This window comes from Kribbella sp. NPDC054772 (genome assembly GCF_053611945.1).
Window position 1 is genome coordinate 202,095 of the sequence record NZ_JBSHBJ010000009.1, and the last position, 26,542, is coordinate 228,636.

Annotated in this window: 30 protein-coding genes; 19 read left to right on the forward strand and 11 right to left on the reverse strand. The window is 69.3% G+C overall.

Translation table 11 applies throughout. The features are described from left to right. Positions 1–31 precede the first annotated feature (31 nt). Entirely contained in the window at positions 32–325 is a 294-nt protein-coding gene (locus tag ACWGID_RS17705) for a type II toxin-antitoxin system VapB family antitoxin (protein ID WP_452197721.1), read from the reverse strand. 159 nt (positions 326–484) lie between these two features. Here ACWGID_RS17705 and ACWGID_RS17710 point away from each other — a divergent pair, with 159 nt between their 5' ends. From ACWGID_RS17710 to ACWGID_RS17735, 6 genes are all read left to right on the forward strand, one after another. Beyond that, a complete protein-coding gene (locus tag ACWGID_RS17710; RefSeq protein ID WP_452197723.1) occupies positions 485–1,189 on the forward strand; it encodes a L,D-transpeptidase family protein in 705 nt (234 codons plus the stop codon). A 57-nt stretch (positions 1,190–1,246) separates the two neighbouring features. After that, a complete protein-coding gene (locus tag ACWGID_RS17715; RefSeq protein WP_452197725.1) occupies positions 1,247–2,797 on the forward strand; it encodes a helicase HerA-like domain-containing protein in 1,551 nt (516 codons plus the stop codon). 170 nt (positions 2,798–2,967) lie between these two features. Then, positions 2,968–4,299, forward strand: coding sequence for a diguanylate cyclase (locus tag ACWGID_RS17720; protein ID WP_452197727.1), 1,332 nt, complete (start codon positions 2,968–2,970; stop codon positions 4,297–4,299). A gap of 21 nt (positions 4,300–4,320) precedes the next feature. Beyond that, on the forward strand, positions 4,321–4,848 hold the full coding sequence (locus ACWGID_RS17725) for a SigE family RNA polymerase sigma factor (RefSeq protein WP_452197729.1): 528 nt from the start codon (positions 4,321–4,323) through the stop codon (positions 4,846–4,848). Next, a complete protein-coding gene (locus ACWGID_RS17730) occupies positions 4,845–5,399 on the forward strand; it encodes a hypothetical protein (RefSeq protein WP_452197731.1) in 555 nt (184 codons plus the stop codon). The genes ACWGID_RS17725 and ACWGID_RS17730 overlap by 4 nt, the downstream gene beginning before the upstream one ends. Positions 5,400–5,504: 105 nt before the next feature. After that, on the forward strand, positions 5,505–5,990 hold the full coding sequence (locus tag ACWGID_RS17735; protein ID WP_452197733.1) for a hypothetical protein: 486 nt from the start codon (positions 5,505–5,507) through the stop codon (positions 5,988–5,990). A 158-nt stretch (positions 5,991–6,148) separates the two neighbouring features. Here the strand turns inward: ACWGID_RS17735 and ACWGID_RS17740 are convergent, their stop codons facing one another. Further along, a complete protein-coding gene (locus tag ACWGID_RS17740; RefSeq protein ID WP_452197735.1) occupies positions 6,149–7,348 on the reverse strand; it encodes a hypothetical protein in 1,200 nt (399 codons plus the stop codon). Between the two features lie 166 nt (positions 7,349–7,514). Here ACWGID_RS17740 and ACWGID_RS17745 point away from each other — a divergent pair, with 166 nt between their 5' ends. Then, the gene (locus ACWGID_RS17745) at positions 7,515–8,030 is read left to right on the forward strand and encodes a SigE family RNA polymerase sigma factor (RefSeq protein ID WP_387767347.1); all 516 of its coding nucleotides are present in this window, start codon (positions 7,515–7,517) and stop codon (positions 8,028–8,030) included. Further along, a complete protein-coding gene (locus ACWGID_RS17750; RefSeq protein ID WP_452197737.1) occupies positions 8,030–9,097 on the forward strand; it encodes a hypothetical protein in 1,068 nt (355 codons plus the stop codon). The genes ACWGID_RS17745 and ACWGID_RS17750 overlap by 1 nt, the downstream gene beginning before the upstream one ends. A 34-nt stretch (positions 9,098–9,131) precedes the next feature. Here the strand turns inward: ACWGID_RS17750 and ACWGID_RS17755 are convergent, their stop codons facing one another. Beyond that, positions 9,132–9,635 carry a DinB family protein gene (locus tag ACWGID_RS17755; RefSeq protein ID WP_452197739.1) on the reverse strand — a complete coding sequence of 168 codons (504 nt, stop codon included), beginning with the start codon at positions 9,633–9,635 and terminating at the stop codon, positions 9,132–9,134. Further along, on the reverse strand, positions 9,632–10,426 hold the full coding sequence (locus ACWGID_RS17760) for a helix-turn-helix domain-containing protein (protein ID WP_452197741.1): 795 nt from the start codon (positions 10,424–10,426) through the stop codon (positions 9,632–9,634). Before ACWGID_RS17760 ends, ACWGID_RS17755 begins: the two co-directional genes overlap by 4 nt. 112 nt (positions 10,427–10,538) lie before the next feature. Between ACWGID_RS17760 and ACWGID_RS17765 the strand changes: the two genes are divergently transcribed. From ACWGID_RS17765 to ACWGID_RS17775, 3 genes are all read left to right on the forward strand, one after another. Then, the gene (locus ACWGID_RS17765) at positions 10,539–10,901 is read left to right on the forward strand and encodes a nuclear transport factor 2 family protein (RefSeq protein WP_452197743.1); all 363 of its coding nucleotides are present in this window, start codon (positions 10,539–10,541) and stop codon (positions 10,899–10,901) included. Between the two features lie 78 nt (positions 10,902–10,979). After that, positions 10,980–12,398: an alpha/beta hydrolase gene (locus tag ACWGID_RS17770; RefSeq protein ID WP_452197745.1), complete on the forward strand. Its 1,419-nt coding sequence runs from the start codon at positions 10,980–10,982 to the stop codon at positions 12,396–12,398. 40 nt (positions 12,399–12,438) lie between these two features. Beyond that, entirely contained in the window at positions 12,439–13,176 is a 738-nt protein-coding gene (locus ACWGID_RS17775; RefSeq protein WP_452197747.1) for a phytanoyl-CoA dioxygenase family protein, read from the forward strand. Here ACWGID_RS17775 and ACWGID_RS17780 read toward each other — a convergent pair. After that, positions 13,157–14,014, reverse strand: coding sequence for an aminoglycoside phosphotransferase family protein (locus ACWGID_RS17780; RefSeq protein ID WP_452197749.1), 858 nt, complete (start codon positions 14,012–14,014; stop codon positions 13,157–13,159). The two genes, ACWGID_RS17775 and ACWGID_RS17780, sit on opposite strands and share 20 nt — an antisense overlap. A 511-nt stretch (positions 14,015–14,525) precedes the next feature. Between ACWGID_RS17780 and ACWGID_RS17785 the strand changes: the two genes are divergently transcribed. Continuing rightward, positions 14,526–15,278 carry a hypothetical protein gene (locus ACWGID_RS17785; RefSeq protein ID WP_452197751.1) on the forward strand — a complete coding sequence of 251 codons (753 nt, stop codon included), beginning with the start codon at positions 14,526–14,528 and terminating at the stop codon, positions 15,276–15,278. 146 nt (positions 15,279–15,424) lie between these two features. Here the strand turns inward: ACWGID_RS17785 and ACWGID_RS17790 are convergent, their stop codons facing one another. From ACWGID_RS17790 to ACWGID_RS17800, 3 genes are all read right to left on the reverse strand, one after another. Further along, positions 15,425–15,757 (reverse strand): hypothetical protein, encoded by a 333-nt coding sequence (locus ACWGID_RS17790; protein ID WP_452197753.1) that lies wholly within the window; start codon positions 15,755–15,757, stop codon positions 15,425–15,427. Beyond that, a complete protein-coding gene (locus tag ACWGID_RS17795) occupies positions 15,754–15,939 on the reverse strand; it encodes a hypothetical protein (RefSeq protein WP_452197755.1) in 186 nt (61 codons plus the stop codon). The genes ACWGID_RS17790 and ACWGID_RS17795 overlap by 4 nt, the downstream gene beginning before the upstream one ends. Positions 15,940–16,218: 279 nt before the next feature. Continuing rightward, positions 16,219–17,565: an MFS transporter gene (locus tag ACWGID_RS17800; RefSeq protein ID WP_452197757.1), complete on the reverse strand. Its 1,347-nt coding sequence runs from the start codon at positions 17,563–17,565 to the stop codon at positions 16,219–16,221. Between the two features lie 66 nt (positions 17,566–17,631). On the opposite strand from ACWGID_RS17800, the gene ACWGID_RS17805 reads away from it, so the two are divergent. Next, a complete protein-coding gene (locus tag ACWGID_RS17805; RefSeq protein ID WP_452197759.1) occupies positions 17,632–18,057 on the forward strand; it encodes a winged helix-turn-helix transcriptional regulator in 426 nt (141 codons plus the stop codon). On the opposite strand, the gene ACWGID_RS17810 is transcribed toward ACWGID_RS17805, so the two are convergent. Continuing rightward, positions 18,032–19,225: an MFS transporter gene (locus ACWGID_RS17810; protein ID WP_452197761.1), complete on the reverse strand. Its 1,194-nt coding sequence runs from the start codon at positions 19,223–19,225 to the stop codon at positions 18,032–18,034. The genes ACWGID_RS17805 and ACWGID_RS17810 overlap by 26 nt on opposite strands. A 62-nt stretch (positions 19,226–19,287) precedes the next feature. Here ACWGID_RS17810 and ACWGID_RS17815 point away from each other — a divergent pair, with 62 nt between their 5' ends. After that, complete coding sequence (locus ACWGID_RS17815; RefSeq protein ID WP_452197763.1) at positions 19,288–19,692, forward strand: helix-turn-helix domain-containing protein; 405 nt, start codon at positions 19,288–19,290, stop codon at positions 19,690–19,692. A 1,003-nt stretch (positions 19,693–20,695) separates the two neighbouring features. Further along, on the forward strand, positions 20,696–21,472 hold the full coding sequence (locus ACWGID_RS17820; RefSeq protein ID WP_452197765.1) for a GNAT family N-acetyltransferase: 777 nt from the start codon (positions 20,696–20,698) through the stop codon (positions 21,470–21,472). A gap of 261 nt (positions 21,473–21,733) precedes the next feature. On the opposite strand, the gene ACWGID_RS17825 is transcribed toward ACWGID_RS17820, so the two are convergent. Then, a complete protein-coding gene (locus ACWGID_RS17825) occupies positions 21,734–22,309 on the reverse strand; it encodes a TetR/AcrR family transcriptional regulator (protein WP_452197767.1) in 576 nt (191 codons plus the stop codon). Between the two features lie 37 nt (positions 22,310–22,346). Here ACWGID_RS17825 and ACWGID_RS17830 point away from each other — a divergent pair, with 37 nt between their 5' ends. Beyond that, positions 22,347–22,727, forward strand: coding sequence for a nuclear transport factor 2 family protein (locus ACWGID_RS17830; protein ID WP_452197768.1), 381 nt, complete (start codon positions 22,347–22,349; stop codon positions 22,725–22,727). Next, positions 22,724–22,924 (forward strand): heavy-metal-associated domain-containing protein, encoded by a 201-nt coding sequence (locus ACWGID_RS17835; protein ID WP_452197770.1) that lies wholly within the window; start codon positions 22,724–22,726, stop codon positions 22,922–22,924. The genes ACWGID_RS17830 and ACWGID_RS17835 overlap by 4 nt, the downstream gene beginning before the upstream one ends. A gap of 59 nt (positions 22,925–22,983) precedes the next feature. Here ACWGID_RS17835 and ACWGID_RS17840 read toward each other — a convergent pair whose 3' ends face one another. Next, complete coding sequence (locus ACWGID_RS17840; RefSeq protein WP_452197772.1) at positions 22,984–25,449, reverse strand: Tex family protein; 2,466 nt, start codon at positions 25,447–25,449, stop codon at positions 22,984–22,986. Positions 25,450–25,599: 150 nt separating this feature from the next. Here ACWGID_RS17840 and ACWGID_RS17845 point away from each other — a divergent pair, with 150 nt between their 5' ends. Both ACWGID_RS17845 and ACWGID_RS17850 read left to right on the forward strand, forming a co-directional pair. Then, positions 25,600–25,983, forward strand: a complete 384-nt coding sequence (locus ACWGID_RS17845) for a hypothetical protein (RefSeq protein ID WP_452197774.1) — start codon at positions 25,600–25,602, stop codon at positions 25,981–25,983. A gap of 80 nt (positions 25,984–26,063) precedes the next feature. Then, a complete protein-coding gene (locus tag ACWGID_RS17850) occupies positions 26,064–26,537 on the forward strand; it encodes a hypothetical protein (RefSeq protein WP_452197776.1) in 474 nt (157 codons plus the stop codon). The last annotated feature ends 5 nt before the right edge of the window (positions 26,538–26,542 follow it).

The window sequence follows — 26,542 nt, forward strand, 5'->3', positions numbered from 1 at the left end:
TTGCTCTACCCCCCGTGAGCGGCAGCCATGGTCAGTCCACGACCAGTACCCGTGCATGCAGAACTTGACGCTGCTGCAGCGCGGCCCGCAAGGCGCGATGCAGGCCGTCCTCGAGATACATGTCGCCCCGCCACTCGACGACATGCGCGAACAGGTCGCCGTAAAAGGTCGAATCCTCGTCGAGGAGAGCCGTCAGGTCCAGAGTGCCCTTCGTCGTGACGAGTTCGTCCAGCCGCACCTGCCGTGGCGGCAGTGAAGACCAGTCCTTGGGCCGCAGCCCGTGGTCCGGGTACGGCCGATCGTCCCCGACGCGCTTGAAGATCACCTCCCGGAGTCTAGCGGGATTCCAGGTCGTGCGAGGAGGTCATGAAGGTCACCGGAACAGTCCGCGACCGGATTTCAACCTTTTGGCGGAGTCCGGCGTCAGACCCGGACACAGAGCAGTGAGCGCGGTAGGGAGCTCACCCGCGAGGGGGTAAACACGATGCGAATTCTTCCGAAACTCGGCCTGGTGACCGTGGCACTCGCCGTCGTGGCACTCGGTACGACGCTGCCGGCGGACGCGGTCACGGTGTCTCAGGTGAAGGCCGCCCAGACCCGCCTGAACGGGCTCGGCTGTACGTCCGGCCCGGTCGACGGCCAGGCTGGCGCGATGACCCAGGCCGCCACCGTGCGGTTCCAGTCCGCCAACGCCCTGAGCCAGACCGGTTCGCTGAGCGGTACGACGTACACCCGGCTGATGGCTTCGACGGCGAAGCGGTGTGACGTCCGTGCGGTACCGCGGAGTTCGGGGAGCGGGCGCCGGATCGTCATCAGCCAGACGCAGAACTGGGTGTGGTTGATCGATGCCCGCGGCAAGGTCGTTCGGCAAGGCGGGATCGTTGACAACCCGACGTACCTGAAGGCTGGTACTTATACGAGTGGGGCGAAGTGCGGCCGGCCGGCGCGGGTACTGCGGAACACCGACGGCGCCCGGTTGTATCTGAACCATTTCGTCCGGTTCGCGCCGTGTGGAGTCGGGTTCCACCAGATCCCGACGTACAAGACGAACGGGCAACAGATTCACCCCGACTGGCTGCTCGGCACGAATGACAAGGTCTCGCACGGTTGTATCCGGGTCTCCGCCGCGATGTCGGCAACGATCTGGACCTTCGCCGCCACCCCGACGCGTGTAGTCGTCCTGCGCTGACCCAAGAGGACTAGCATTCCCGACGGGTAGTTCCGTCAACCGGGGAAAGGCACGCTGATGGCCGAGAAAGCCGACGTCGTCGAGACCGTCACGCAGGGGTACGCGTTCGAAGGGGCTGCCCTCGAGCTGGGCGCGCTGCTGGTCGACGGCGAGCCGAAACCGGAGGCGGCGGTCCGGATCCCGCTCGGGATGATGAACCGGCACGGTCTGGTCGCGGGCGCCACGGGTACCGGTAAGACGAAGACCCTGCAGTTGATGGCCGAGCAGTTGTCCGCGGCCGGTGTCGCGGTGTTCGCCGCCGACATCAAGGGCGACCTGTCCGGCATCTCGCAGCCGGGCGCGAGCAGCGACAAGCTGCTGGCCCGGACCAAGGCGATCGGCCAGGACTGGACCGCGACCGGTTTCCCGACCGAGTTCTACGCGCTCGGCGGCCAGGGGACGGGCGTCCCGATCCGCGCCACGATCACCTCGTTCGGCCCGGTGCTGCTGTCCAAGGTGCTGGGGCTGAACGACGTCCAGGAGTCGTCGCTCGGGCTGATCTTCCACTACGCCGACAAGGCCGGGCTGACGCTGCTCGACCTGAAGGACCTGCGCTCGGTCATCCAGCACCTCACCTCGGACGAGGGCAAGGAAGACCTCAAGGAGCTCGGCGGCCTGTCCGCGGCGACGGCGGGCGTCATCCTGCGCGCGCTGATCGGGTTCGCCGACCAGGGCGCGGAGGAGTTCTTCGGTGAGCCCGAGTTCGAGACCGCCGACCTGCTGCAGCAGCGTGACGGGAAGGGTGTCATCTCGCTGCTCGAGCTGCCGAACCTGCAGGACCGGCCGGCGCTGTTCTCGACGTTCCTGATGTGGCTGCTGGCGGACCTGTTCCACGACCTGCCCGAGGTCGGCGACGTGGACAAGCCGAAGCTGGTGTTCTTCTTCGACGAGGCACACCTGCTCTTCAACGACGCATCGAAGGCGTTCCTGGACTCGATCGCGCAGACCGTGCGGCTGATTCGCTCGAAGGGCGTCGGCGTCTTCTTCGTGACCCAGACCCCGAAGGACGTCCCGGACGCCGTCCTCGCGCAGCTCGGTTCCCGCGTGCAGCACCAGCTGCGGGCGCACACGCCGAACGACGCGAAGGCGCTGAAGGCGACGGTGTCGACGTTCCCGAGCTCGTCGTACGACCTCGGTGAGGTGCTGACCCAGCTCGGGATCGGCGAGGCGATCGTGACCGTGATGAACGAGAAAGGCGCCCCGACCCCGGTCGCCTGGACCCGGTTGCGGGCGCCGCAGTCGCTGATGGCGCCGGCCACCGCGGAGCAGATGTCGGCCGCGGTGCAGGCCTCGGCGAACAACGCGAAGTACTCGCAGGCGGTCGACCGCGAGTCGGCGTACGAGATCCTGGCCGCGAAGGTGCAGGCCGGGGCGGCGCAGGCCGAGGCCGAGAAGCAGCAGCAGGAGCAGGCCAAGCAGGAACAGCACCAGGAGCCGCGGCAGCGGGCGCAGAAGCAGGAGAAGTCGATGGTCGAGCAGGTCATCGGGTCGACGGTGTTCAAGCAGTTCGCGCGCTCGGCCGGCAAGGAGATCGTCCGGGGGCTGTTCGGCGCGGCGCGGAAGCGCTGATTCCGGAACCGGCGAGGTCCGGTTTTCCTTCCCTGCCAGGGAAAATGCGCATCGGATTGTTGATCAAACGACTGAAACAGAAGGCGTTGTCGATCGTTTCCAAGTCGTCATCCACAGCCGCGCCGTCGCGGATTGGGACCTGACGCGCACTCGTCGTACCGTGTGAGGTGATGGTTGCGCAGAGTAGGCGAGCGGTGCGTTCCTGGGCGCTCTGGACCCTGACGGTCCCGGCGTTCGCCCTCGTCGTGTTCGTCGACCTGGCCGCCATCGGGTACGCCGCGCACGCGGTCACCGACAGTCCGAGCTGGCGCGATCTGAACGTGGTGTTCGCCCTGACCGTGTCCGCGCTGATCTCGGTCGAAGGCGCCCGCCGGGTGGAGAGCCGGCGGCGGCGCGGCGGCGCGCTGCACAAGGACCTCGCCCCGGCCTGGATGATCGCCGCGGCCGTCATCCTGCACCCGGCGCTGGCGATCCTGGTCGCGGTCCTGCTGCGGATCTGGTGGCGGATCCGGGCCGGCAAATGCATTCCGTACCGCTGGGCCTTCTCGACCGCCGTGCACGTCCTCGCGGTCGGCGCGGCACACTCGGTCTTCGTCTCGGCCCGCCATCTGACCGGCGACGGCGGCCTCGGCCTGGTCGTCTCGATGGTCGGCGGCTCAGTGGCGTACGTCGTCACCGACACCCTGCTGTGCGGGCTCGCGATCTCGCTGATCATCCCGGGCAGCAGCCGGCGAGAGACCGTCGGCAGCCTTGACGACGTGTGCACGGACGTGACCGCCGCGACCCTGGGCTGTCTGCTGGCGGCCGCCTGCCTGGTCAGCCCGTGGTTCGCGTTCGTCGCGATCCCGATCACGCTGACCGCGCAACGCGCCCTGCTGCTCGGCCAGCTCGAGACCGAGGCCCAGACCGACCCGAAGACCAGCCTGACCCGGGTCGACTGGTGGCGCCGACGGACCGAGCAGATGCTGGGTACGTCGCGGAGCCAGCGCGAACCGATGGCGGTGCTGCTGATCGACATCGACCACTTCAAGCAGGTCAACGACCGGCACGGGCACCTGGTCGGCGACGAGGCGCTGCGCGCGGTCGCGACGATCCTGCGGAGCGCGATCCGGGCGAAGGACGTGATCGGCCGGTTCGGCGGCGAGGAGTTCGTGATCGCGCTCCCGGACACCGGGATCGACGACGCGACGGTGACCGCGGACCGGCTGCGCAACGCGGTCGCCAACAGTCCGCTGGCCGCGATGTGCGCCGGTGTCCTCGACGACCCGGATCTGGATCCGGACACCTTCCACCTGACCGTCAGCATCGGCGTCGCGGTCTACCCGAGCGACGGTGCGAGCGTGGACGACCTGCTGCTCCGCGCCGACCGCGCGATGTACGCCGCGAAGGCCGCCGGCCGCAACCGGGTCCGGCTGGCCGCCGACATGGTCACGCTGCCCCAAATCACCCAATTCTCGGAACCGACAGAACCTTTGGCGCAAGCTCAGCGTCCTGTGAGGTGAGGACGGCAGGACGGAGCACACATGGCGGCAACGGGGAGTCGTGACGACGACTTCACGGCGTTCGTGCTGGCCAGATCCGCGCGGTTGGTGCACTTCGCGCGGATGCTCTGCGGTGACAGCGGTCTGGCCGAGGACCTGGTGCAGACCGCGCTGGAGAAGGCGTACCTGCGCTGGGACCGGATCGAGATGGCCGACCCGTTCGCGTACGTCCGGCAGTCGGTGGTCAACCAGCACCTGTCGTGGGTACGGCGTCGTCCGTGGCGCGAACGCCCGAGCGGTGACGCGGCCGAGCTCGACCTGTTCCTCGAACCGGTGGAGTCGGACCACACCGGCGCGATCCATCGACGGGTCGCGATCGGAGCGGCGCTGGCCGCGCTGAGCCGACGGGAGCGCGCGGTCGTCGTACTGCGGTATGTCGAGGACCTGACCGAGCGGGAGACCGCGGCGGTCCTCGGAGTAGCGGTGGGCACGGTGAAGAGCGCGAACGCGCGGGCGCTGGACAAGTTGCGGACCGCGCCGGAGCTGAGCGGTGTGGGGGAGAGAGCATGAACGACGAGCGCGGAACCGTGGCGGAGGAGGAACTCCGCGCCGCCCTGGCGCCGGACGACTCGGTCGCGCCGCTGGACCCGGCCCGGGTGATCGCGGGGGCGCAGCGTCGTCGGGTGCGTGGCCGGCTCACAACCGCCGCGGCGGCTTCGATCGCGGTCGCGGCGGTGGTCGGGTTGGCGGCGGTGGTTGGGGGGAATCTGGTGAGTGACGGGCCTCAGCCTGCGGGGCCCGGGCCGACGGCGCCAGTGGTGACTTCGACCCAGCCATCTCGTATTCCGCCGAGCCCGACGAGCCGGCCGTCCGCGATACCGACTCCGCCGGCCGGCCCGGTGACGCCGACCGGTACCGCGCCGCAGCGGCCGCCGAGCTCCGCGCCCACGACACCGACAAACGAGACGCCGACGAATGTGCCGCCGACGAATGTGCCGCGGACGAATGTGACTCCTACGAACGTGCCGCGGACGATTCCGCCGCGGGCGACGCCGACGCCACAGGGCCGGCCGTCGCGGTTCGCTACTCCTTCGACGCCGCCGACGCGTTCGCCGAACTGACGCGCCGGCAGAACCTTTTCATTGCCTGCTTGCGTCCTTGAGCCCGACCGAACATCACAAAGGTGCGGAGGGCAACGAATGAATGAGGCAGGCCGGAAGCGACGCGTGACCCGCATGGTGCTGGGCGGACTCGCCGCCGCGGCAGTGGTCGGCGTCGCAGTCGCGGGCACGGCGATGGCACGCAGCAGCAACTCGTCGGCGGACACGGCAGCCCAAGGCGGCCCAGCCGTCGCGACCCCGACAGTCGACACCCCACGTCCCGTCGCGACCCCGACTCGGGCCCCACGTCCGGTCCCGGCGACCCAATCGCCGACTCGCGCGCAGACTCTGCGCCCGGTGCCGGCGACCGAAACGCCGACGCTGCGCGCTCGCCGGACGCCGACCGCGTCATCGTCGGTCCCGCCGACGCGCACGCCAGAACCGCGCGCGACCCCGACGCGCTGGACGAGCCCGACCGCTCCGCCGCGGGCGACCCCGTCGGCTTACCCGACCCGCTCGCCGCGAGCGACGCCGACCCGCTGGGCGACCCCCACCCCGCCGCCGCGGGCGACGCCGTCGGAGCCCCCGACGGTCGCACCGCGCGGGAAGTAGCGGGCCGGCCCCGCACGCCTGCTGACCGAGTCATGCGGCCGTGTTCTTGCGGGAAGTAGCGGACGTCCAGCACTCACCAAACGCCGACCGCACGCCTGCTGACGAGGTCAGCAGGCGTGCGGCCGTGGTTGTGGGGGAGGTTGGTGAGTGCTGCAGGTTCAGCAGGCGCCGAAGGTGCCGGCCGAGATCCACGCCTTGGCTACGTACATCCCGGCGTTGACCCGCAGCCACACGTTGCTCGTCCCCTGCGAACCCGTGACGCTCTCACCGGTCGTCTGGCACTCGACGGTGACCTGCGCCGACTTCCCGGCCATCCCGACGACGGCGCCGGTGGAGTTCGGTGCGTTCCGCACGTTCAGGTACCCGGACGAGATCGACACCGTCCCGCGGCCGCCGTCGCCGGTCCACAGGTACGTGACGTCCACCCACGAGTTGTCGGCGAGTTTCAGCGCATCCCAGAACACGCCGTCCGCGAGGTCGATCCCGGCCGGGTTGGCGACGGTGCGGCCGAACTGGTCCTTCTTCCCGTTGTACCCGTCCTGGTACGCCGCCTGCGCCTCGGGCTTGCCCTGCGGCAGGTCCTTCCACATCTCGCGGGTCGCGCTCGGGTTCCAGTAGTCGTCCTTGGTGTTCCACGGACCGACGTCCCACACCGGCTCGAACGCGCATCGTGAGGCAGTGCAGACCTTCACCGAATACGTGCCCGAACCGTTGCCGGACAGTCCACGTCGGGAGGGCAAGGCAACGAAGTGGTCGCGGCTGACGATGACGTGCCCGTTGGCCGTCGTACCGCCGACCAGGCCCTCGCGGGTCGCGAACACGTGTGACTTGAGCGGCGCGGCCTGGATAGCCATCCGCGGCGCGGCCACCTTGTCGGTGGGTGCGACCGTGACATCACTGACCCACGGCTTCGCGCCGGTCGGTGGCGCCAGCACGATGATCCGGAGCTGGACCTGGTCGCTGGCCGCCGGCAGCGCAGTCGGCGTACCGGATGAGGCGGCCGTCCACTCCGACCACCGGTTGCCGTTCCACGACCGTACGTCGACCTCGGTCGAGGAACCGTCCGGTGCAGCGGATTTGTAGCCGACGACAACGGCCGACGTGGATTCGGGGAACCGGACCGGCGCGAGCTCGGCCAGACCGGTTCGTTGCTTGATCTCGCTGGCGCCGAGCGCGGCCGCGGCGTTACCGAGGACGATCCGGCTGCCCTCGACGGTGACGTTGCTGGATCCGGCGACCGGCCGCGCGGCCACCGACGTCGGATCCGGTACGGCGGCATTGGTCGGCAAGGTTGCGGTAAAGATCGCCGCGGTCGCGGCCAGACAGGCGGCGAGCGCGACAGAACGAGTGATACGCATGGGCGGAACCTCCGGGGCGGTGAAGGTGTGTTCACCCAATGTGACTCATGAACATCTCCTCTGACTAGCCCGTCAATAAATTTCTTCGAAGGAGTTGGTGACGAAACAGAACCCGATCGGTCGCTCACCGGGTTTGGACCGGTGTGACAGAGGTTGAGGAGAATCGATGACCCGGACCGCGGACGCCGACTTCGAGCGCTTCGTCGTGGCGCAGTCGACCCCTTTGCTCCGCTTCGCGGAGATGTTGTGCGGCGATCGGCACACCGCCGAGGACCTGGTGCAGCAAGCGTTGATGCGGTCCTACCCGAAGTGGCACCGACTGGACGGCGACCCGTTGCGGTACGTCCGGCGGGTGCTGGTCAACCGATTCCTCTCCCAGGCCCGCCGGCGCTGGAACAACGAAGTACCCAGTGATCCGGTGCAGAACGATTGGGACCAGCGAGCGGTGGCGGACTTCGCCGGGGCGGTTCAGACCAGGGAGGCCGTGCTCTCGGCCCTCGGTGGTCTGACCGTCCGGGAGAGAGCCGTGGTCGCGCTGCGCTACTCGCAGGATCTCTCCGAGGCCGAGACCGCCGAGCTGCTCGGTATGGCGGCCGGGACCGTGAAGAGCACGGCTTCCCGGGCGCTGGCCAAGTTGCGTCTGGCACCCGACCTGATCGACAGCGGAGTTGGAGGAAACTGATGAGTGACGAGCAGCGGGTACGGAACGCGCTCACGTACGACATGGACCCGTGGCAGCCGAACGCCGGTGACCTGATGCGGCGCGGCAAGCGGCTGACCTGGCTGCGTCGCGGACTGGCGGCGGCAGGTGTCACGGCGCTGGCCGGAACCGTCGCGACGGTGTCCGCGGCGGTCGGCGGGCCGACCCTGCCGGTGAAGAACATGCTGGCCGGTGGCGGGAAGCCGCCGGTGCCGGCGGTCGTCCCGACCGACACCCCGAAGGTGCCGTCGGTGGACCCGACCTGCCTGCCGCAGAAGCCGCGGCTGCCGAAGGTCGTGGTCTCGGTCAACAAGACCATCGACCCGAACCAGCCGCCGGCGAAGCCGACCCTGCCGACGGTGCCGGCCGGCAAGCCGTCGCTGCCGGGCAAGCCGTCGTTGCCGACGACGAAGCCGACGCTCCCGGGGAAGCCGTCGATCCCGACGCCTTCGCTGCCGGGCGAGCCGACGGTCCCGACCACGAAGCCGACCTGGCCGTCCGGCAAGCCGTCGCTGCCGACCACCAAGCCGTCCCGTCCCGGTAAGCCGACCGTGCCGTCTGGCAAGCCCTCACTTCCGGGGAAGCCGTCGATCCCGACCACCAAGCCGAGCCTCCCGACGCTGCCGGCCAAGCCGACCATGCCGTCCAAGCCGACCCTGCCGACCGTGCCGACCAGCAAGCCGTCGCTCCCGACGCCTTCGGTGCCGGCCACGGTTCCGTCGGGCAAGCCGGTGCCGACCCTGTCGCTGCCGGACTGCGTGCACGGCGTACCGACGACGAAGCCGACGGCCCCGAAGCCGCCGACCCCGTCACTGCCGGGCAAGCCGTCGCTCCCGACCACGAAGCCGAACGTGCCGTCGCTGCCGACCGCATCGGTTTCCGCCGGCGCCGAGGTCACGGTGGACCCGGGCAAGAAGCCGACGCTGCCGAACAAGCCGCCGGTGCCGACCACCAAGCCCACCTTCCCGACCCCGTCCTCGAAGCCGAGCATCCCGACGCCGAGCCTCCCGACGACGTTCCCCACCGGCCACCCCTCCTCCGGCCGGTAGGGATTCCCGCCACCGGCGAGTAGGTCACGCAGCCCTACTCGCCGGTGGCACCATCCGCCAGCTCGCGGGCCACGTCCAGGTGGCCTGCGTGCCGGGCGTACTCCTGGAGAACGTGGAACAGGATCCAGTTCAGCGTCGGCCGGTCGTCGGTCCCGAAACGACCACCGGCCGCCGCGCTCGCCGCCGGATCGGCGCCGCTCACCACCTGCCGGGTGAACTCGCCACCCGCGTGCAGTTGCGTCAACAGCCCCGCCAAGGTGTCGCTGGGCTCGAGCGTCCAGGGACCGTCCGGGTTGTCCGCCGAATCACCCCACGGGTGCTCCACCTGTTCGGCGGTGAAGCCCCAGCGCAGCCATCGCCGTTCCATGAAGATCAGGTGCTTCAGCAGCTCCAGCGGCGTCCATCCGGACGGCAGCCGGCTGGTGCGCAGCTCTGCATCGGACAGCCCGGTGAGCTTCGCCTCGATGATGCCGCGATAGCGATCGAGGTACTGCAAGTGCAGCTCGATCGTGTCGGAGACGTCCCGCGTCGGCTTCACGACAGCCCCCGCAGGTACTCCGCGGTCTCGTCGTCTGCCGGGTAGAACGACTCGATCATCAGCTCCGACACCGTGACGTCGAGCGGCGTCCCGAAGGTCGCGATCATGGTGAGCAACGACAACTCCCGTCCGTCGTGGGTCAGCTTGAACGGTACGACGACGTCCGCCGGACCGGGTGGCGCCGGCTTGTCGTCGACGGCGTACCCGCGAAGTTCGTCGTACAGGTCCTGGAGTTCGGGATCGGCGGTGCTTGCGACGTGCCGTTGCAGGCTGGCGAGCGCGGCCGCGCGGACGTCGCCGATGTTGTCGATCCGCCGGGCCAGACCGTCCGGGTGCAGGGTCAGCCGGAGCGCGTTGATCGGTGCCTGGAGCAACTTCTCGTCGACGCCGGCGGTGAAGATCCCGATCCCGGAGTTCGCCTCGACGATGTTCCACCAGCGGTCGACGACCAGCGCCGGATACGGCTCGTGCGCCTTCAGCAGCCGGCGCAGCGTCGTCCGCACCGCGAGCATCGCCGGCGAGTGCAGCGACGCCTCACTGAAGATCGGCGCGAAACCACCGGCCAGCAGCAGCTGGTTCCGGTCCCGCAGCGGTACGTCGAGATGCTCGGCCAACCGCAGCACCATGTCCCGGCTGGGCTTCGACCGCCCGGTCTCGACGAAGCTGACGTGCCGCGTGGACACCTCGACCCGGTTCGCCAGCTCCAGCTGACTGAGCCGCCGGCGCTCCCGCCAGCCGCGCAGAAGCTCGCCCACCGGGCGCTGGAACGTCTCCTCGATCGTCGCTGCCATCCTCCGACCGTAGCGGCTGGCATAGACAGCGCCATTACCTGCGACGTCATCGACCGTCCGCCGGGCGTGGCGGCAGTGTTCTGCCCATCGCAACCGATCGAGGAGGAACACCATGAACGCCACCGCTCTCGCCGACCAGTACTTCGCCCTGTGGAACGCCGCCGACGCGGACCGCCGGGCCGAGCTGATCGCGGCCAACTGGACCGCGGACGCCACCTTCCAGGACCCGAGCTTCGAGACCACCGGCCACGACGAGCTGAACAAATTGGTCGGCGCGGCGCAGCAGATGTTCCCGGGGCTGTCGTTCGTCCGCGTCGGCACCATCGACGAGCACCACCGCTACCTGCGCTGGACCTGGCACCTGAAGGCCGACGGGCAGGAGCCGGTCGCCGGCGGTACCGACATCGTCGTCCTGGACGCCGACGGCAAGATCCAGCAGCTGATCGGCTTCCACGACTTCGCCCCGGAACACTGATCCGTACGACTTCCGGCTGATTCCGACATCGCCGATCGGCGGATGTGCTGGCCGCCGACCGCCGCCTAGGTTGGCGGCATGTGGAAATCGTTGACAGCGGCATCGATAGCGGGAGCCGTCCTGGCGGCCACCGTCCCCCTGGGTACGGCGGCCGCCGCGGACACGCTGGACTGGAAGGCCTGCAAGGAAGGCGCCGTGGAGCAGTGCGCGACGCTGACCGTGCCGCTGGACTGGTCGAAACCGTCCGGCCCGACCACGAAGGTGTTCGTCGCGAAGGTCCCGGCGAAGGACCAGGCACACAAGCTCGGCGCCCTGTTCTTCAACCCCGGCGGCCCGGGCGGCGCCGGCGGGTCGATCTTCGCGGCGGGTCTCGCGGACGCGATCCTCCCGCAGTTCCGGGACAAGTACGACCTGGTCAGCTTCGACCCCCGAGGGACGGGCAGCAGCAGCCAACTGGACTGCGGTCCGGTGCTGCGCCGCGGCGTACCGGTGTTCCCCAAGTCCAAGGCGCAGTACGACGCGATGGTGGCGTCGAGTCGCGCGACCGGGGAGCAATGCCTCAAGCAGCACGGGGATTTGATGCGGAACCTGGACACCCGCACGGTCGCGCACGACATGGACGCGATCCGCGGCGCGCTCGGGGAGCAGAAGTTCAACTACCTCGGGCTGTCCTACGGGTCGTATCTGGGGACCATCTACGCGCAGGAGTTCCCGCAGCGGGTCGGGCGGGTTGTGCTCGACGGGATCGTGGATCACAAGCAGGGCTCGTTGAAGTTCATGCTCGACGAGGCGCGGGCGATGGAGGACGGGTTCAACCGGTTCGCCACGTGGTGCTCGACGGACACGTCCTGCGCTCTGCACGGACAGGACGTCGGCAAGGTCTGGGACAGGACCGTGAGCAAGGCCGACAAGACCCCGCTCAAGGGACCGTACGGCCCGGTGACCGGCGACGTATTCCGGATGGCGCTGCCGTCTTTGTTGCCGTTGACATCGATGGTGTCGGACAACTGGACCGCCCTGGCGAGCGCACTCGCCAAGGCAGCGAAGGGTGACGGCACCGACTTCGCGAACATCAGCTACCTCGGCGATCCCGAGACCGCGTACGCCGCCGTGTCCTGCATGGACCTACCCGGCGAACTCCACGGGTACGCCGATGCGCGCGCCCGACTCGCACTCGCCAAGGCGGTCGCGCCCCGTGTCGGCGCGGCGGTCGAGGGCTGGGCGATCACGGCCGCGTGCTCCGGCTGGCCGATCCCGCCGAGCAATGCGTGGGGCCCGACGCCGGTGCACGGCGCGGCGCCGATCCTGATCACGTCGACGCTGCACGACCCGTCGACCCCGGTCGCGAACGCGCGCAGCCTGACCCGCCAGATCGACCACAGCCGGCTGCTGACCGCCGACGTCTACGGACACACGGCGTACTTCAACTCGGCCTGCGCGCGCGACCGGATCACCGACTACCTGCTGAAGGGGACGATGCCGGTGAGCGGCTGTTAATTCGGTGGAGGATCGCTGAGGGGCCTGCGCAGGATGGAGCATGCTCACCGCTGACGAGCTGGATGTCTTCGAGCGGGACGGGATCGTCAAGCTCCCGTCCGCGTTCGCCACTGACGATGCCGCGCGGATGCGGGACGCGCTCTGGCGCGAGCTGTCCGCGCGGCACGGAATGGATCCTGGCGACCGGTCGACCTGGACGACGCTGCGGCCGACCGGTCTGAAGACCACCAAGTCCGATCGCCGCGCCCACGCGATTCTCAGTCCGACGGTGCGCTCCGCGCTCGACGGGCTGCTCGGCGCCTGGGAGGAGCCGAAGAACCAGGGGCAGGTTCTCGTCACGATGCCGGAGGGTGTGCCGTGGGCGGTGCCGCATCGGCAGTGGCACACCGATGTCGGGTTCGAGACCGCTCCGGACTCGGTCAAGATCTGGGCGCTGCTCGGCGATCTCGAGCCAGGTGGCGGCGGAACTCCACAGGTCGCGGGCTCCCACAAGGTGATCGAGCGGTTCCTGACCACGACCGACGAGCGCGAGTTCAAGGCCGTCCGCGACCAGGTACTGCGCTCGGACCCGTGGTTCCGCAACCTGACCGCGGAGCAGCGCTCAGTGGACCCGATGGCGCCCGCCGACCTCGACGGCCTGCCGGTCCGCGTCGTCGAGCTCACCGGTCAGGCAGGCGACGTGTACCTGACCCATCCGTGGATCCTGCACTCGATCGCGCCGAACGCCGCTGAGGCGCCGCGGATGATGCGCAGCCGGTTCATCCGGCGAGCGAGCTGACCAGCCGGGCGCACCGCACCGGATCCTCGGTGAGGCCGACCGACAGTCCCCAGAGCCAGTAGTCGACGGTTCGCCAGATCACCCAGTCGCGGGCGTGGTCCCGGTTCAGGCCCGCTGCGGCCACCGCGAGGTCGAAGTACCGGACGATGTCGGTCATCTCGTCGAGGCGGGTCCACAGGACGCGGCCGAGGTCGTACTCGATGTCGCCCTGGAGCAGCACGGGGTCGACGGTGAGCCAGCGTTCGCGCGTTCCGGCGAGCACCTGGTCGGAGTGGAGGTCGCCGTTCACCGCGAGCGTGGAGCTGGTCTCGTACGGCGCGACGCGGAGTGCCTCCCGCAGGACACCGACGTCGAACGGCCGGCCGAATCGCTCCCATTCCGACTCCAACTGAGCGGATCGCCTGGTCACGATGTCCGCTGTCGACTTAGCCTCCGCGGGAGCGGGTACGGCGAGCCTGCGCATCAACTGCCCGAGTACGGCGACTGCCTCGTCCACAGGCCGTGATGTCAACGGTGTGGACAACCGCTCCAGCAACATCGCGCCGGCGTCGACCTCCGCGTCGTACAGCTGGGCCATGCCACGGCCGTCCCACCAGCGCAGCGCCCAGGCCTGGTGCGCCACCTCGTCTCCCGGTGGCGACATCCGCAGTACGAACTCCTCGCCGGCGCGAGCGACCGGTACGACGAGGGCGTTCGAGCCGTGCGCGACCGCTCCCACGATCTCCAGGTCCCACCGGGCGCACTGCCGGTCGACCGCCATCGGCAGGTCGCGCAGCCAGTCGGCGCCCTCGGTCCACCACCGCGGCATCCGCAGGAACTCTTCGGGCAGCTCGATCACCCGCGCCACGGTAACCGGCCTCGTCCGGCGCGGCTTCCGGTTTTTCTCAGCGACGCCGCCGCCGTACTGGACGAGTCCGGTTCGGTGCGGTTCCGTACCTCGGCGGGTGCATCCTGGGAGAGACGCACCCGCCGGGCCGGTCGTTCTCCCGCCCCTCAGTGGGAGAACTCGCGGCTCGGTGAACACCACCCATGCCCGAATGGCACTGACCGAACCGCGGGACCACCTAGAGGTACCCCATGACACGCCTCTGTACACACCCCGGCACGCATCGGGAACGGAAAACTTGACGTTCCTCGAACACTTTTCGGTGTAACGCTCGCCGAACGTGACCTGACACCCGCTTACCGTGGTTCCGGTTTCGCGCGCCGGGCGCGGGACCTCAGGGGGAGGAACGCGATGCCGGAAGTGTTCGACGACGAGTTGTCCGAGGACGAGCTGGACCAGCTGGAGGCGCTCGGCGCCGCCGAGGACGCGGAGCGGATCCTCGGTGCCGGCGCGGGGGAGAAAGATGCCTGAGGCAAGGATTGCCTGGCGCGGCTTCACGATGAACCGGCGCACCGTGGCGATGGTCGAGGCCGCCGAGCAGCTGTACCACTCAAAGTTCGCGATCCTGCAGGGCTCGTACAACGCCGGTGGCGTCGACGCCTCGGCCGGCACCCACGACGGCGGTGGCGCGGTCGACGTGGACGTCCGGACGAAGAGCGCCGCGCAGCGGGTCGCGGTGGTGAAGGCGCTCCGGCAGGTCGGGTTCGCCGCCTGGCTGCGGACGCCCGCGCAGGGCAACTGGCCGTACCACGTGCACGCGATCGCGGTCGGCGACAAGGACCTGTCCCGCGGCGCCGCGCACCAGGTCGCGGAGTACCACCGCAAACGCAACGGCCTGGCCAACCGCGGCAAGGACGACGGCCCGCCCGGGTACTACGGGATGACCTGGGAGCTGTACCTGAAGGCACACCCGCCGAAGGAGCCGGTGCCGGACTCGACGATCTCGCTGGCCGCGATGGCGTACGCGCGCACGCACGACGCGATGACCGGTGTCTGGGGCGCGGACCGGGCCCGGGTGATCGCCTGGGCGGCGCACCCGCGGGTGGGGGCGATCACGAAGGCCGAGACGGTCCCGGCGGCCGGCGTGCCGTGGCACCTGCACTTCCAGCGGGTGATCCGGAAGGTGCAGCTGCACTTCAAGTTGGAGGTCACCGGGATCTTCAACTCGGCGGTGGCGACCGAGATGAAGCGGTACGGCTACACGATCGTCGCCTGACATCCCTCAACAACGACAAGGCCCCACCGGTAGCAGCCGGTGGGGTCTTGTTTGGTCCACTACCGCCCGGGCATCCCCGGTGCAGCTGTGGAGGTGGAGAGCGGAACCGACGCCGATGCAGGGGTCAAGACGTCGGCTCCGCTTGTCTATGGAGTTGTGCGTGAGCTCACTGCCCAGACCTGCGCCTGGTGGAACTCGAGGTGCTGCCGCAGGGCCGTCGGGGTGTCACCCGGCCGCCCCATCCCGAGGTGGTTCATCGTCGGTACGACGACCGCTCGGACATCGGACCGCTTCACTTCGTCGAGCAGTGCGTGGAACGCTGCCGACTCGGCCGCGTCGCGTTCGGTGTAGACGGTGCCGAGGGTGAACCCCTCGGCGCTGGCGAAAGCGACCAGTGAATCGGTCGCCGCAGCCAGCTCCTCCGCGCAGCTCAGCGCGTCGGCCCGTACGTACCCGAGCAACGTCGGCCGGGTGGTCATCGTCCTGCCGCGCTGTCCTGCACCGGCTCGCTGGTCACCCGGAGGGACGCGAACCGGCGCCGCATGGCTTCCTCGTACTGCCCCGCCAGCTCCGCGGCGGCGGTGTGGTCCGCGATCGGATGAGCGCCGAACCAGACCCGCACCCGACGGTGCGTTACGGGGGTTTCGAGCGTCTCGGTCATCGCGGTTCCTTCGGCAGTCTCGGTCGAGGGCCGGACGGCTTTGTCCGGCCTTGAGATAAAGAACACCGCACCTGCAGCCACCTTCGGAACAGTTTGATAGGGACCTTTACAGAGGCCTAACGCAGAGTAGGTGCGGCCCACGAACCCGCAGGTCAACGCCGTCTCCGGCGAGTCACCGGCGGGCCTGGAAACCCTGTCAAGAATGTTTGCAGTTATTTGCAGATAACGATTCGGAGACGCGAAGGTTATTCGATCCGCGGAGAAATCTATGACGTCCTGCTAACCCTTTGCGCGCAGCCGCTCACGCATTGGTGTACGCACACCGCCGACCGCTATCAGCAACCCGAGCACCGCGGCGGCGAGTGGCACCAACAGGCCAGTGCGGAACGCGTCGAGGGTCAATTCGTCCGCCGCGCTCAGTACGGCGGCCACGATCGCGAGACCGAGCGCCGACCCGAACTGGAACGATGTCGTGAGGATGCCGCCGGCCAGCCCTTGCTCGTCCTCGGCCACGCGTTCGGTCGCCGCGATCGTCAACGGGCCGTAGGTCAGCGCGAACGCCAGTCCGAGCAGCAGGAACGCCGGCAGCATGGCGGCGTACGTCCAATCGGTGTCCAGCGGCAGGAATGCTGCGTAGGCGAGCGCGGCCAGGACGAATCCTCCGAACACCACTCGCCCGTTGCCGAAACGCTTGACCAGCCACGGCGTCAGCGTCGGCGCCAGCACCGCGTCGATGCCGATCACCATCAGGGCGAGACCCGTCTCGAGTTCGGTCCAGTGGCGTAGTTCCTGCAGGTAGAGGACGGCGACGAATTGGAATCCGACGAACGACCCGACCAAGAGGATCGCGCCGAGGTTCGCGCGGATGAGGGCGGTGTTGCGGAGCAGACCGAGCCGGATCAGTGGGGCTGAAGCGCGGAGTTCGATCACGACGAAGATCGCCAGCAGGAGCAGGCCGGCCGCTGCTACGAGCAGCAGCATTGCGCCGGTGAGCGTCAGTGCGCCGGCCAAGTCGAAGCTGGGTCGCTGAGTGGTCGTTGGGTCGTCCCGCGGAATCAGGGTCAGCGCGCAGGCGAGGATCAGGGCCGCCACGATCACTGGCGCGAAGAAGACCCAGCGCCAGTCGATGGACGTCAGCAGTCCGCCAGTGACCATGCCCAGCGAGAATCCGCCGGCCGCGGTCCCGGCGTACACGAGAAGTGCCTTGTTGCGTTGCGGTCCTTCCGGGTACGTCGTGGTGATGATCGACAAGCCGGCCGGGGTCATGAAGGCGGCCGCCACGCCGGTGGCGAACCGGGCCAGGATCAGTACCCAGCCCTCGGTCGCGAATCCGCCCAGGCCACTGAACAGCAGGAACACGGTCAGCCAGCCGACGAACATCCGGCGCCGGCCGAGCAGGTCCGCGGCCCGGCCGCCGAGCAGTACGAATCCGCCGTAGCTGAGGGCGTAGGCGCTGACGATCCACTGCAGTTCGCCGGTGGCGAGGCCCAGCTCGGCCCGGATGGACGGCAGCGCGACGCCCATCATCGAGACGTCGATGCCCTCCAGGAAGATCGCGCCGCAGAGCACGAACAGCACGGCCCAGGCCCGGCCGGTCAGCCGATCCGGGGTGACGGTTGATGACACGGAACAACTCCTTCGTCCATGGTTACCTCTTGTAACTGACCCCATCATCAGGAACTATCGGGAGCTGTGGAAGAAGGCACTTCAAAGGAACCGAGTCACTCCTGCTGCACCGAGGACGCGTTCCAGTGGGACACCCGGGAGGACTGCGACGTCCGGCAGATCCTCGACCGGATCGGCGACAAGTGGTCCCTGCTGGTGGTCGCGCTGCTCGACAACCGGTCGATGCGCTTCACCGAGCTGAAGAAGACGATCGACGGGATCAGCCAACGGATGCTCACCGTCACCTTGCGCCAGCTCGAGCGCGACGGTCTGGTGAACCGGACCGTGTACCCGGTCGTGCCGCCGCGGGTCGACTACGAACTCACCCCGCTCGGGGTGACGTTGCACGCCACCATCCAGTCCCTCGTCACGTGGACCGAGAGTCACCAGACCGAGATCGCCGCGGCCCGTGCGCGGTACGACGCGGCTACCTTGGGCTCGGTGTCTTCGTGAACTCGGCCGGATGAGACGGTACGGCGACGAACGTCACGACTGCTGAGAGAACGGCGGAAGCAGCCACGAGGTTGAGTGTCAGCGGTAGGTCGAGGACGTGTGTGATGGCGGGTGCCGTGAGCGCTCCGAGGAGCAGCGCCAGGGAGTCGCCGGCGAAGAAGAGCGCGCCGACGCGACCGAGCACGGCTTGCGGTGTGGTCCGCTGGATCGTGGTCTGCGCGGTGATCAGCAGGATGCTGCCGGGCAAGCCGATCAGGACCGCGGCGCCGATCGCGACCGGGACGTTCGGAGCGTTGAAGAGGGCGAAGAAGGCGGCGGCGGTGGCGAGTTGGGTGACGGCCAGGAGATCGCGGATTCCCAACCAGGTTAGGGCTTTCGTGCTCAATGCCGCGCCGATGAGGTAACCGGCGCCGAGGCCTGAGATCAGGTAACCGACGACGTACCCGGGTGCGTGCAGACGCTGGACGGTGAACGGGACGAGGAGTGCGGTCAGGCCGGCGTTCGCAGTCAGGAAGATCGTCTGACCGAGGAGGACGCCGCGCAGTACGCGATGCCTTGCGATGTAGCGCAGTCCGGCGAGCGGGTGGTCCGTCGTACTGTCGTGGGTGATCGGCCGACGGGTGCGGATCGTCGCGATGGTTGCTGCGGACAACAAATAGCTGATGATGTCGACCGCGAGGACGAACTCGATCCCGGGGCCGGCGAGCAGCACGGCGCCGAGAGGTGGGGCGGCGAGGCGGATGGCGCTGCCGGTGGTGGCGTTGATCGCGTTGGCCTTGGCGAGTTCGGGGCCGGTGCCGACCACTGCGGGCAGCAAGGCCCGGGAGGCCGGCCGGAAGACGATGGTCGCGCTGCTCTCGAGCAGGATCGCTAGGTAGATCAGCCAGATGCGGTCGCGGTCGGCGAACAGGATCAGGCTGACGGCAGCCGCGGAGGCAAGGTCGGCGATCCACATCGCGCGGGCCAGGTTCCAGCGATCGAGCAGTACGCCGGCCCACGGGCCGAGAAGCAACGCCGGGAGTGCCTCGAGGGCGAGCGTCAGGCCGGTGGTGACGGTGGAGCCGGTCAGCGCGTAGACGTGGAACGGGATCGCGACCACGAGCAGCCAGGATCCGATGCCGGATACCGCACCGCTGAGCCAGAGTCGCTGGAAGTCTCGGTTCCTCACGGCGACGGAATCTATCCTGTCGGGATAGACATGAGCAAGAGTGTTCTGTGAAGATAGGTCACATGGAGTTGGGCGACGTACTGCGGGAACGCCGCAAGGCGACTGGACGAACAATCGCGTCGGTGGCGGTCGATGCGGGACTCTCCGTCCCGTACATCGCAAACCTGGAAAACGGACGCGGCAACCCCACCGTCGCCGCCCTCGACCGACTGGCGACGGCGCTAGGCGCCCGACTGGAGGTCCGAATCGGCGACGAGGAACCCATGCCACCTCCGTCAGCCGGAGCCGAGCTCGTGGCCGGCTCCGACCGCGCAGACAAGGTCCTCGCCACCATCGCCGCCGGCAGATCCCGCGCCGCCACCCGCCGCGACCTCATCGCAACCCTCGACGCCCTAACCACCCTCCTAGGCCACCCCCCAACCCCCACAGACCTAAACCGCCTCCTAGACCTCCTACAACTCGCCTAACCACCCACCCCCGCAGCTGCAACCAGCGCACCCACCACGCGCACCCGCTACGCACGCCCAGCACCCACCGTCCACCACACGTGCCTGTCGCCCGCGCCCGCCGCGTGTGCCTGCCCCGCCGCATGTGCCCACCACGTTCGCCCACCGCCCGTTACGCGCCGGCCGCCCCCACCGTGCGCCCAGCACGCCTTACCCACCACGTCCACCACGCGTTCAACGCGCACCCACCACCCTCACCCACCACGCGCGCTCGCCGCGCGCCCAGCGGACGCACCCAGCGCACGCACCGCCACACGCACGCACCGCCACACGTACGCGCCACGTGCGCCCGCCACTCGCACCCGCCGCGCGTCCACCGGGTGCGTCCACCACCGCGCGCTCACCGCCCATCACTCCCGCCCACCGCCCGCTACGCCGACCACCGCGGGCCCCAGCACACGCACCCGAGCAACACGCGCACCCGCCGCGCGCACTCCGCACGCGTTCGCCGCGTGCCCGCCGCTCTCACCTGAACGGCGCGGCGGGCACCGAACCGCACGCCGCGCAGGCGGGGATAACCGTTGGTGTTGGGGGTTCTCTGCTGGTGTGAGAGGGAAGAACCCCCACTTCGAGGGGTTATCCGTTCCTCTGCCGATGTGGGCGCGTGAGTGAACGTGAGCGGACAACCGACCGACGCGCCCGGGCCGGCTGCTCGGAGGGCTGCCCCGCGCTAACCCGCCGCGCTGTGCCCGCCACGTGCGCCCACCACCCGCTACACACCCCACCGGGTGCCCACCACGCGCCCACCACGCGCTCGCCGCGCGCCCACCACGCGCCCACCACGCGCCCACCACGCGCCCACCACGCGCCCACCACGCGCCCACCACGCGCCCACCACGCGCTGACCGGGCGCTGACCGGGCGCCCGCCGGGCGCGCTTGACGGCCCGCCTTGGCGGGCGCGAGATGGGCTCGGGGGTGTTTATGTGCTCGCGGGGTGGGGGTGGGCGTCGTAGGGTCCGCGGCATGGAGATCGGGGCGCGGATCGCGCGGGCGCAGGTGGTGGGGATGGCGAGGTCGCGGCGGCAGATCGTCGCGGGACCGTTGACGGGGATGCTGCACGACCAGGACGAGTGGTACCTCTCGACGATGGTCGCGTCGGAGCCTGGGCAACCGTTCGACCCGGAGGAGGTTCAGCCGAACCTTGCGATCATCCGTCAGGCGTTCGCCGCCGAGGACCGCTGGTTGAGCGCCGAACTCGTCGAAGAAGCCAGCCCCGGCCTCGCCAAAGCCCTCGAGGCCAATGGGATGACGATCGTCTCCCATCTCCCGCTGCTCGTCGTCGAGCCCGCTGACCTCGTCGTACCCGAGCTCCCCGACGGCGTGACGGTGAAGGTCGTCGCGTCGGACGCCGACCAGCAGGTGGCGAACGCCGTCTCGGCCGAGGCCTACGAGATGGACGGCGCGGACTTCGCCTACAAATCGGACCCGGTCGACGGCGGTGCGGTCCTGGTGTACGCCGACGACGTACCGGTGGCGACCGCCGCGTGGACCGCGGTCGCCGACGAGGTGTCGGAGATCGCCGGAGTCGGCACCATCCACAGTCATCGACGCCGCGGCCTCGGTGGCATCGCAACGGCGTACGCGACCCTCAAGTCCTTCGAACTCGGCGGCGCCACGCTCGCCTGGCTGACCCCAGGCGACGACGGCGCAGACCGCGTCTACCGCCGCCTCGCCTACACCCCCAAAGCCACCGCAGTACACGTCGGCGAACCCGGCGGCCACCTCGCCGACCTCCGCTAACCCCAACACCAGGCCGAGGTCGCGACCTGCCCAACCCAATCGCGGGCCGGGCGCCGACCTGCGCCGATCCAACGGCAGGCTGGGTTGGCGGCCGACGCTGATCCAGGCGGGTCGGATGGCCGACCTGAGCTCTCCCGCGCCGAGCTGGCGCGCCGACCTGTGCTGATCCAACCCAGAGAGTGTCGCGGCCTGTGCTGACTCAAACGGCGGGCTGGCGTGCCTGCCTGCACTGATTGGACGCCGGGTGGGGGGAGCCGGGGGTTAGGTGGGTTGGAGGAGGCGGGTGAGGGTTTTTTGGAGGGTTTTGGTGGCTGTTCGGGGGGTGAGGGTGTTGTTGGCGACTGATTCGCCGGCGGCGTGGCCTAGGGCTATGAGGGTGGTGACGAGCCAGGGGGCGGGGAGGTCGCGGGTGATGTCGCCGGCGCGTTGGCCGCGGCGGATCAGGCGGTCGAAGCGGGCTGTTACGGGGTCGTGGCGTTCGTCCTGGGTGCCGGTCTGCGGTAGGTGCAGCAGGAGCGGGTGCAGTTCGAACATGCGCCACGCCACCTGGACCAGACGCAGCACGCCCTCCAGGGCCGGCCCGTGATCCAGGTCGAGTTTGTCGATTTCCTCGAGGGTTCCCGCGGTGAGCTCGTCGACGACCGCGTTCAGCAGTACGTCGCGGGACTTGAAGTGCGCGTACACGGTCTGCCGGGTAACCCGCGCTGCCTCGGCCACCTGCTCCAGGCTCGCGTCGGGGCGCTCGTCCAGCACCGTGATCGCGGCGGCAAGGATCGCTGTCCGGCTGCGGTCCGCGTCCGCGCGGCGCCGACGCCGTACCGGATTGTCCTCTGACACCTTGTCAAGGTTATCGGATGTGCTTATCTTTGACGGCATGTCAGATTTAAGCGCACGGGAGTTCGTCGCGGACTTCTACGAGTCGTTCACCCGGGAGGTCGTCGAGAGCGACGACCCCGCCACGGTCGTGGACCGGTACTACACGCCCGACATCGAGCAAATCGCCGACGGCATCACCATCGACCGGCAGCGACTGCTCGACCACATCCGCCCGGTGCGGAAGAACGTGATCTCCTACAGGTACGACGTCCACGAGGCGATCCGCACCGACGATCGGGTGGCGGCGCGGTTCACGATTCACGCGGAGACGCGGCGTGGGCGGACGATCTCCACCGAGGTGTACCTGTTCGGCGAGCTGGCGCCGGACGGACGCATGCGCCGTACGACGCAGGCCACGCGCGACGTGAGCGCGTCATGACCACGTTCCGGGTATTGGGGATGACCTGCGGACACTGCGTCGGGTTCGTGACCGAGGAGCTCGAGACGCTGCCTGGCGTCGCATCGGTCTCGGTGGATCTGCCGACCGGGACGGTTTCCCTGGTCAGCGATCGGCCCCTCGACCCGGCGGCGATCCGCACGGCCGTCGAGGCCGCCGGGTACCAGGTCGAGGGATGAGACCGGCCGCTGGCGAGTGACCAGCGGCCGGTGAAGCGTGCGCTCCGGAAGACTCGGGGTCAGCGGACGGTGAAGCCGGCCTTGCGGAAGGCGTCGGCGAGTGAGGTCTCGTCCATCGGCGTCTCCTGCTGGTTGCCGCGGCCGCCGCCCGGGCCACGGTTGCCGCCGCGACCGCCCTGGCCGCCGGAGCCACCGCGTCCGCCGGAACCACCCGGCCCACGTCCCTGACCGCCACCGGGTCCACGACCCTGACCGCCGCCGGATCCGCCCGGTCCGCGGCCCTGACCGCCCTGTCCGCCGCCTTGACCACGGCCCTGCCCGCGACCGCCTTGACCGCCCTGTCCGCCGGAGCCGACCTCGTCGTCCAGCCGCAGCGTGAGCGAGATCCGCTGCCGCGGGATGTCGACCTCGAGGACCTTGACCGTGACGATGTCGCCGACCTTGACGACCTCGCTCGGGTCCTTCACGAAGTTCTTCGACAGTGCCGACACGTGCGCGAGCCCGTCCTGGTGGACGCCGATGTCGATGAACGCCCCGAACGCGGCCACGTTCGTGACCTGGCCCTCCAGCCGCATCCCCGGCTTCAGGTCCGCGATCTTGTCCACACCCTCGGCGAACACCGCGGTCTTGAACGCCGGCCGCGGGTCTCGGCCCGGTTTCTCCAGCTCGGCCAGGATGTCGGTGACGGTCGGCAGACCGAACATGTCGTCGACGAAGTCCGCCGCCTTCAGCCGCTTCAGCTCCGCCGAGCCGATCAGCGCCTTCACGTCCGACCCGGTCGCGTCCAGGATCCGCCGTACGACGGGGTACGCCTCGGGGTGCACGCTGGACGCGTCGAGCGGGTCGTCGCCGTCGGGGATCCGGAGGAACCCGGCCGCCTGCTCGAACGCCTTCGGGCCGAGCCGCGCGACGTCCTTGAGCGCCGTCCGGGAGGTGAACGGGCCGTTCACGTCGCGGTGCTGGACGATGTTGTCGGCCAGGCCCGGCGTGATCCCGGAGACCCGGGTCAGCAGCGGCGCGGACGCGGTGTTCAGGTCGACGCCGACCGCGTTCACACAGTCCTCGACGACCGCGTCGAGCGAGCGGGACAGCGAGTTCTCCGCGAGGTCGTGCTGGTACTGGCCGACGCCGATCGACTTCGGGTCGATCTTCACCAGCTCGGCCAGCGGGTCCTGCAGGCGGCGCGCGATCGAGACCGCGCCGCGCAGCGACACGTCCATCCCGGGCAGCTCCTGGGAGGCGAACGCGGACGCGGAGTACACCGATGCGCCGGCCTCCGAGACGACCGCCTTGGTGAGCTTGAGCTCGGGGTGCTTGGCGATCAGTTCCGCGGCGAGCTTGTCGGTCTCGCGGGACGCCGTACCGTTGCCGATGGCAATCAGGTCGACGTCGTGCGCGGCGGCCAGCGCGGCCAGGGTGGCGATCGACTTGTCCCACTGGTTCTGCGGGACGTGCGGGTAGATGACGCCGGTGTTGACGACCTTGCCGGTCGCGTCCACGACGGCGACCTTCACGCCGGTGCGGAAGCCCGGGTCCAGGCCCATCGTCGCGCGGGTGCCGGCCGGGGCGGCCAGCAGCAGATCGCGCAGGTTGGCCGCGAACACCCGGATCGCCTCGTCCTCGGCGACCTGCCGCAGGCGCATCCGCAGGTCGATGCCGAGGTGCACCAGGATCTTCGTCCGCCACGCCCAGCGGACCGTCTCGACCAGCCACTTGTCGGCCGCGCGGCCCTGGTTCTCGATGCCGACCTTGCGCGCGATGGTCGTCTCGTACTCCGTCGGTCCGTCGACCTCGACGCCGGCCGGCAGCGGCTCGACGGAGATCGTCAGCACGTCCTCCTTCTCGCCGCGGAACAGCGCGAGGATCCGGTGCGACGGCATCTTCGTGAACGGCTCGTCGAACTCGAAGTAGTCCGAGAACTTCGCGCCCTCGGTCTCCTTGCCCTCGCGCACCGCGGACGCCAGCCGGCCCTGCTCCCAGAGCCGCTCGCGCAGCCCACCGATCAGGTCGGCGTCCTCGGCGAACCGCTCGACCAGGATCGCCCGGGCGCCGTCCAGCGCGGCCTGCGGGTCCGGTACTTCGGCGTTCACGAACACCGCCGCAGCGGCGACCGGCTCGACGTCCGGGTCGGCCATCAGGCCGTCGGCGAGCGGCTCCAGGCCGTTCTCCCGGGCGATCATCGCCTTGGTCCGGCGCTTCGGCTTGTACGGGAGGTAGATGTCCTCCAGCCGGGACTTCGTGTCCGCCGCCAGGATCGACGCCTTCAGCGCGTCGTCCAGCTTGCCCTGGCTCTCGATCGACTCGAGCACCGTCTGCCGGCGTTCCTCCAGCTCCCGGAGGTACCGCAGCCGCTCCTCGAGCGTCCGTAGCTGGGCATCGTCCAGCATCCCGGTGACCTCTTTGCGGTACCGCGCGATGAACGGGACCGTCGAGCCCTCGTCCAGCAGCGCCACCGCTGCTCGCACCTGGTTCTCGCCGACCTCGAGTTCCTCGGCGATCCGCTGCTCGACCGACTGCACTGCCACTGTCCGTTCCCCTCTACGACCAACACACCGCGAAGCATTCTGCCTTGGGCAGGTCCCATATCCTTCCGCATCCCACCCCCCACCCCGAAACCCGTCCCATCGCCAGCTGTGGACAACCCATGCGATCATCCCCTCCTGGGGAGGAACCACATGGGGCAGTTCGACAGATTCATCGACCGCGATTTCGGTCCGCCGCCCGCGGCGGCGCGTGTGTTCGCCGCCGTCATGGTGGTGAGTTTTACGGGCCGGGCCGTGCACAATCCCACGTTCGAGACCGTGGCCGCGGCTGTTCTCATGACTGCGGTGATGCTGCCGGGGCTCATCGGCCCTGCGGCGCTTCAGCGCGTCAGCTCCTGGGAGCGGGCCCACCCGGTCGCGGACACATTCGTCATGCTCATCGTGTTCGGTGGCGGTCTGTTCCTGTTGCTGAGGCCGTTCCTCTCCCGTACACCCAGCGCCGAGATCGCCGTCCCAACCGCGGTAGTGCTGGTCGTTGTGTCCGTCCTCCTCCGCCGAAAGCGCGCCGCCGGGTGAGCGGAAACGTCGATTGGCCCGGGCGCGGGCCGACGTGGCTCGGGGTTCCTGCGCTTGTCGCTGTGTTGGCGGGTTTGTTGATGCTGTTCGAGTTGGCCGGTCGAGTCGATCTCAGTCGTGAGCTGCTGGCCGGCGGGGTCGACACCGTCGCGAGCGACGTGAAGGTCGACGTCTATCCCGGGAAGGGCAGCCCCCTGATCGGTGAGGTGCGCATCGTCTTCACCGCTGATGGCCGGCAGGTTCACACCGCACTCGACAACTTCGAGGACGATCGCCAGGGGATGCCGGAAGGACTGCAGACCCCGGCCCCCGGCACCCGCTACGCGCCGCCCCTTCGCATCCTCTACCAACCCTCAGAACCGTCGACAGCCCTGGCCTATGTCGACGTGCGTCAATGGGTCGATGACAAGCGGACACCGCGGATTGGTCGGGGTCTCGTCGCCGGTGGAGCGGTCGTCGTACTGGTCGCGATGGTGCTGCTCACCATTGGTGCGAGGCGGCGGGGGCTTTCGTGGTGGGAGTGGTACTCCGCGGGTACGGCGAACTCCCCGTGACCGGC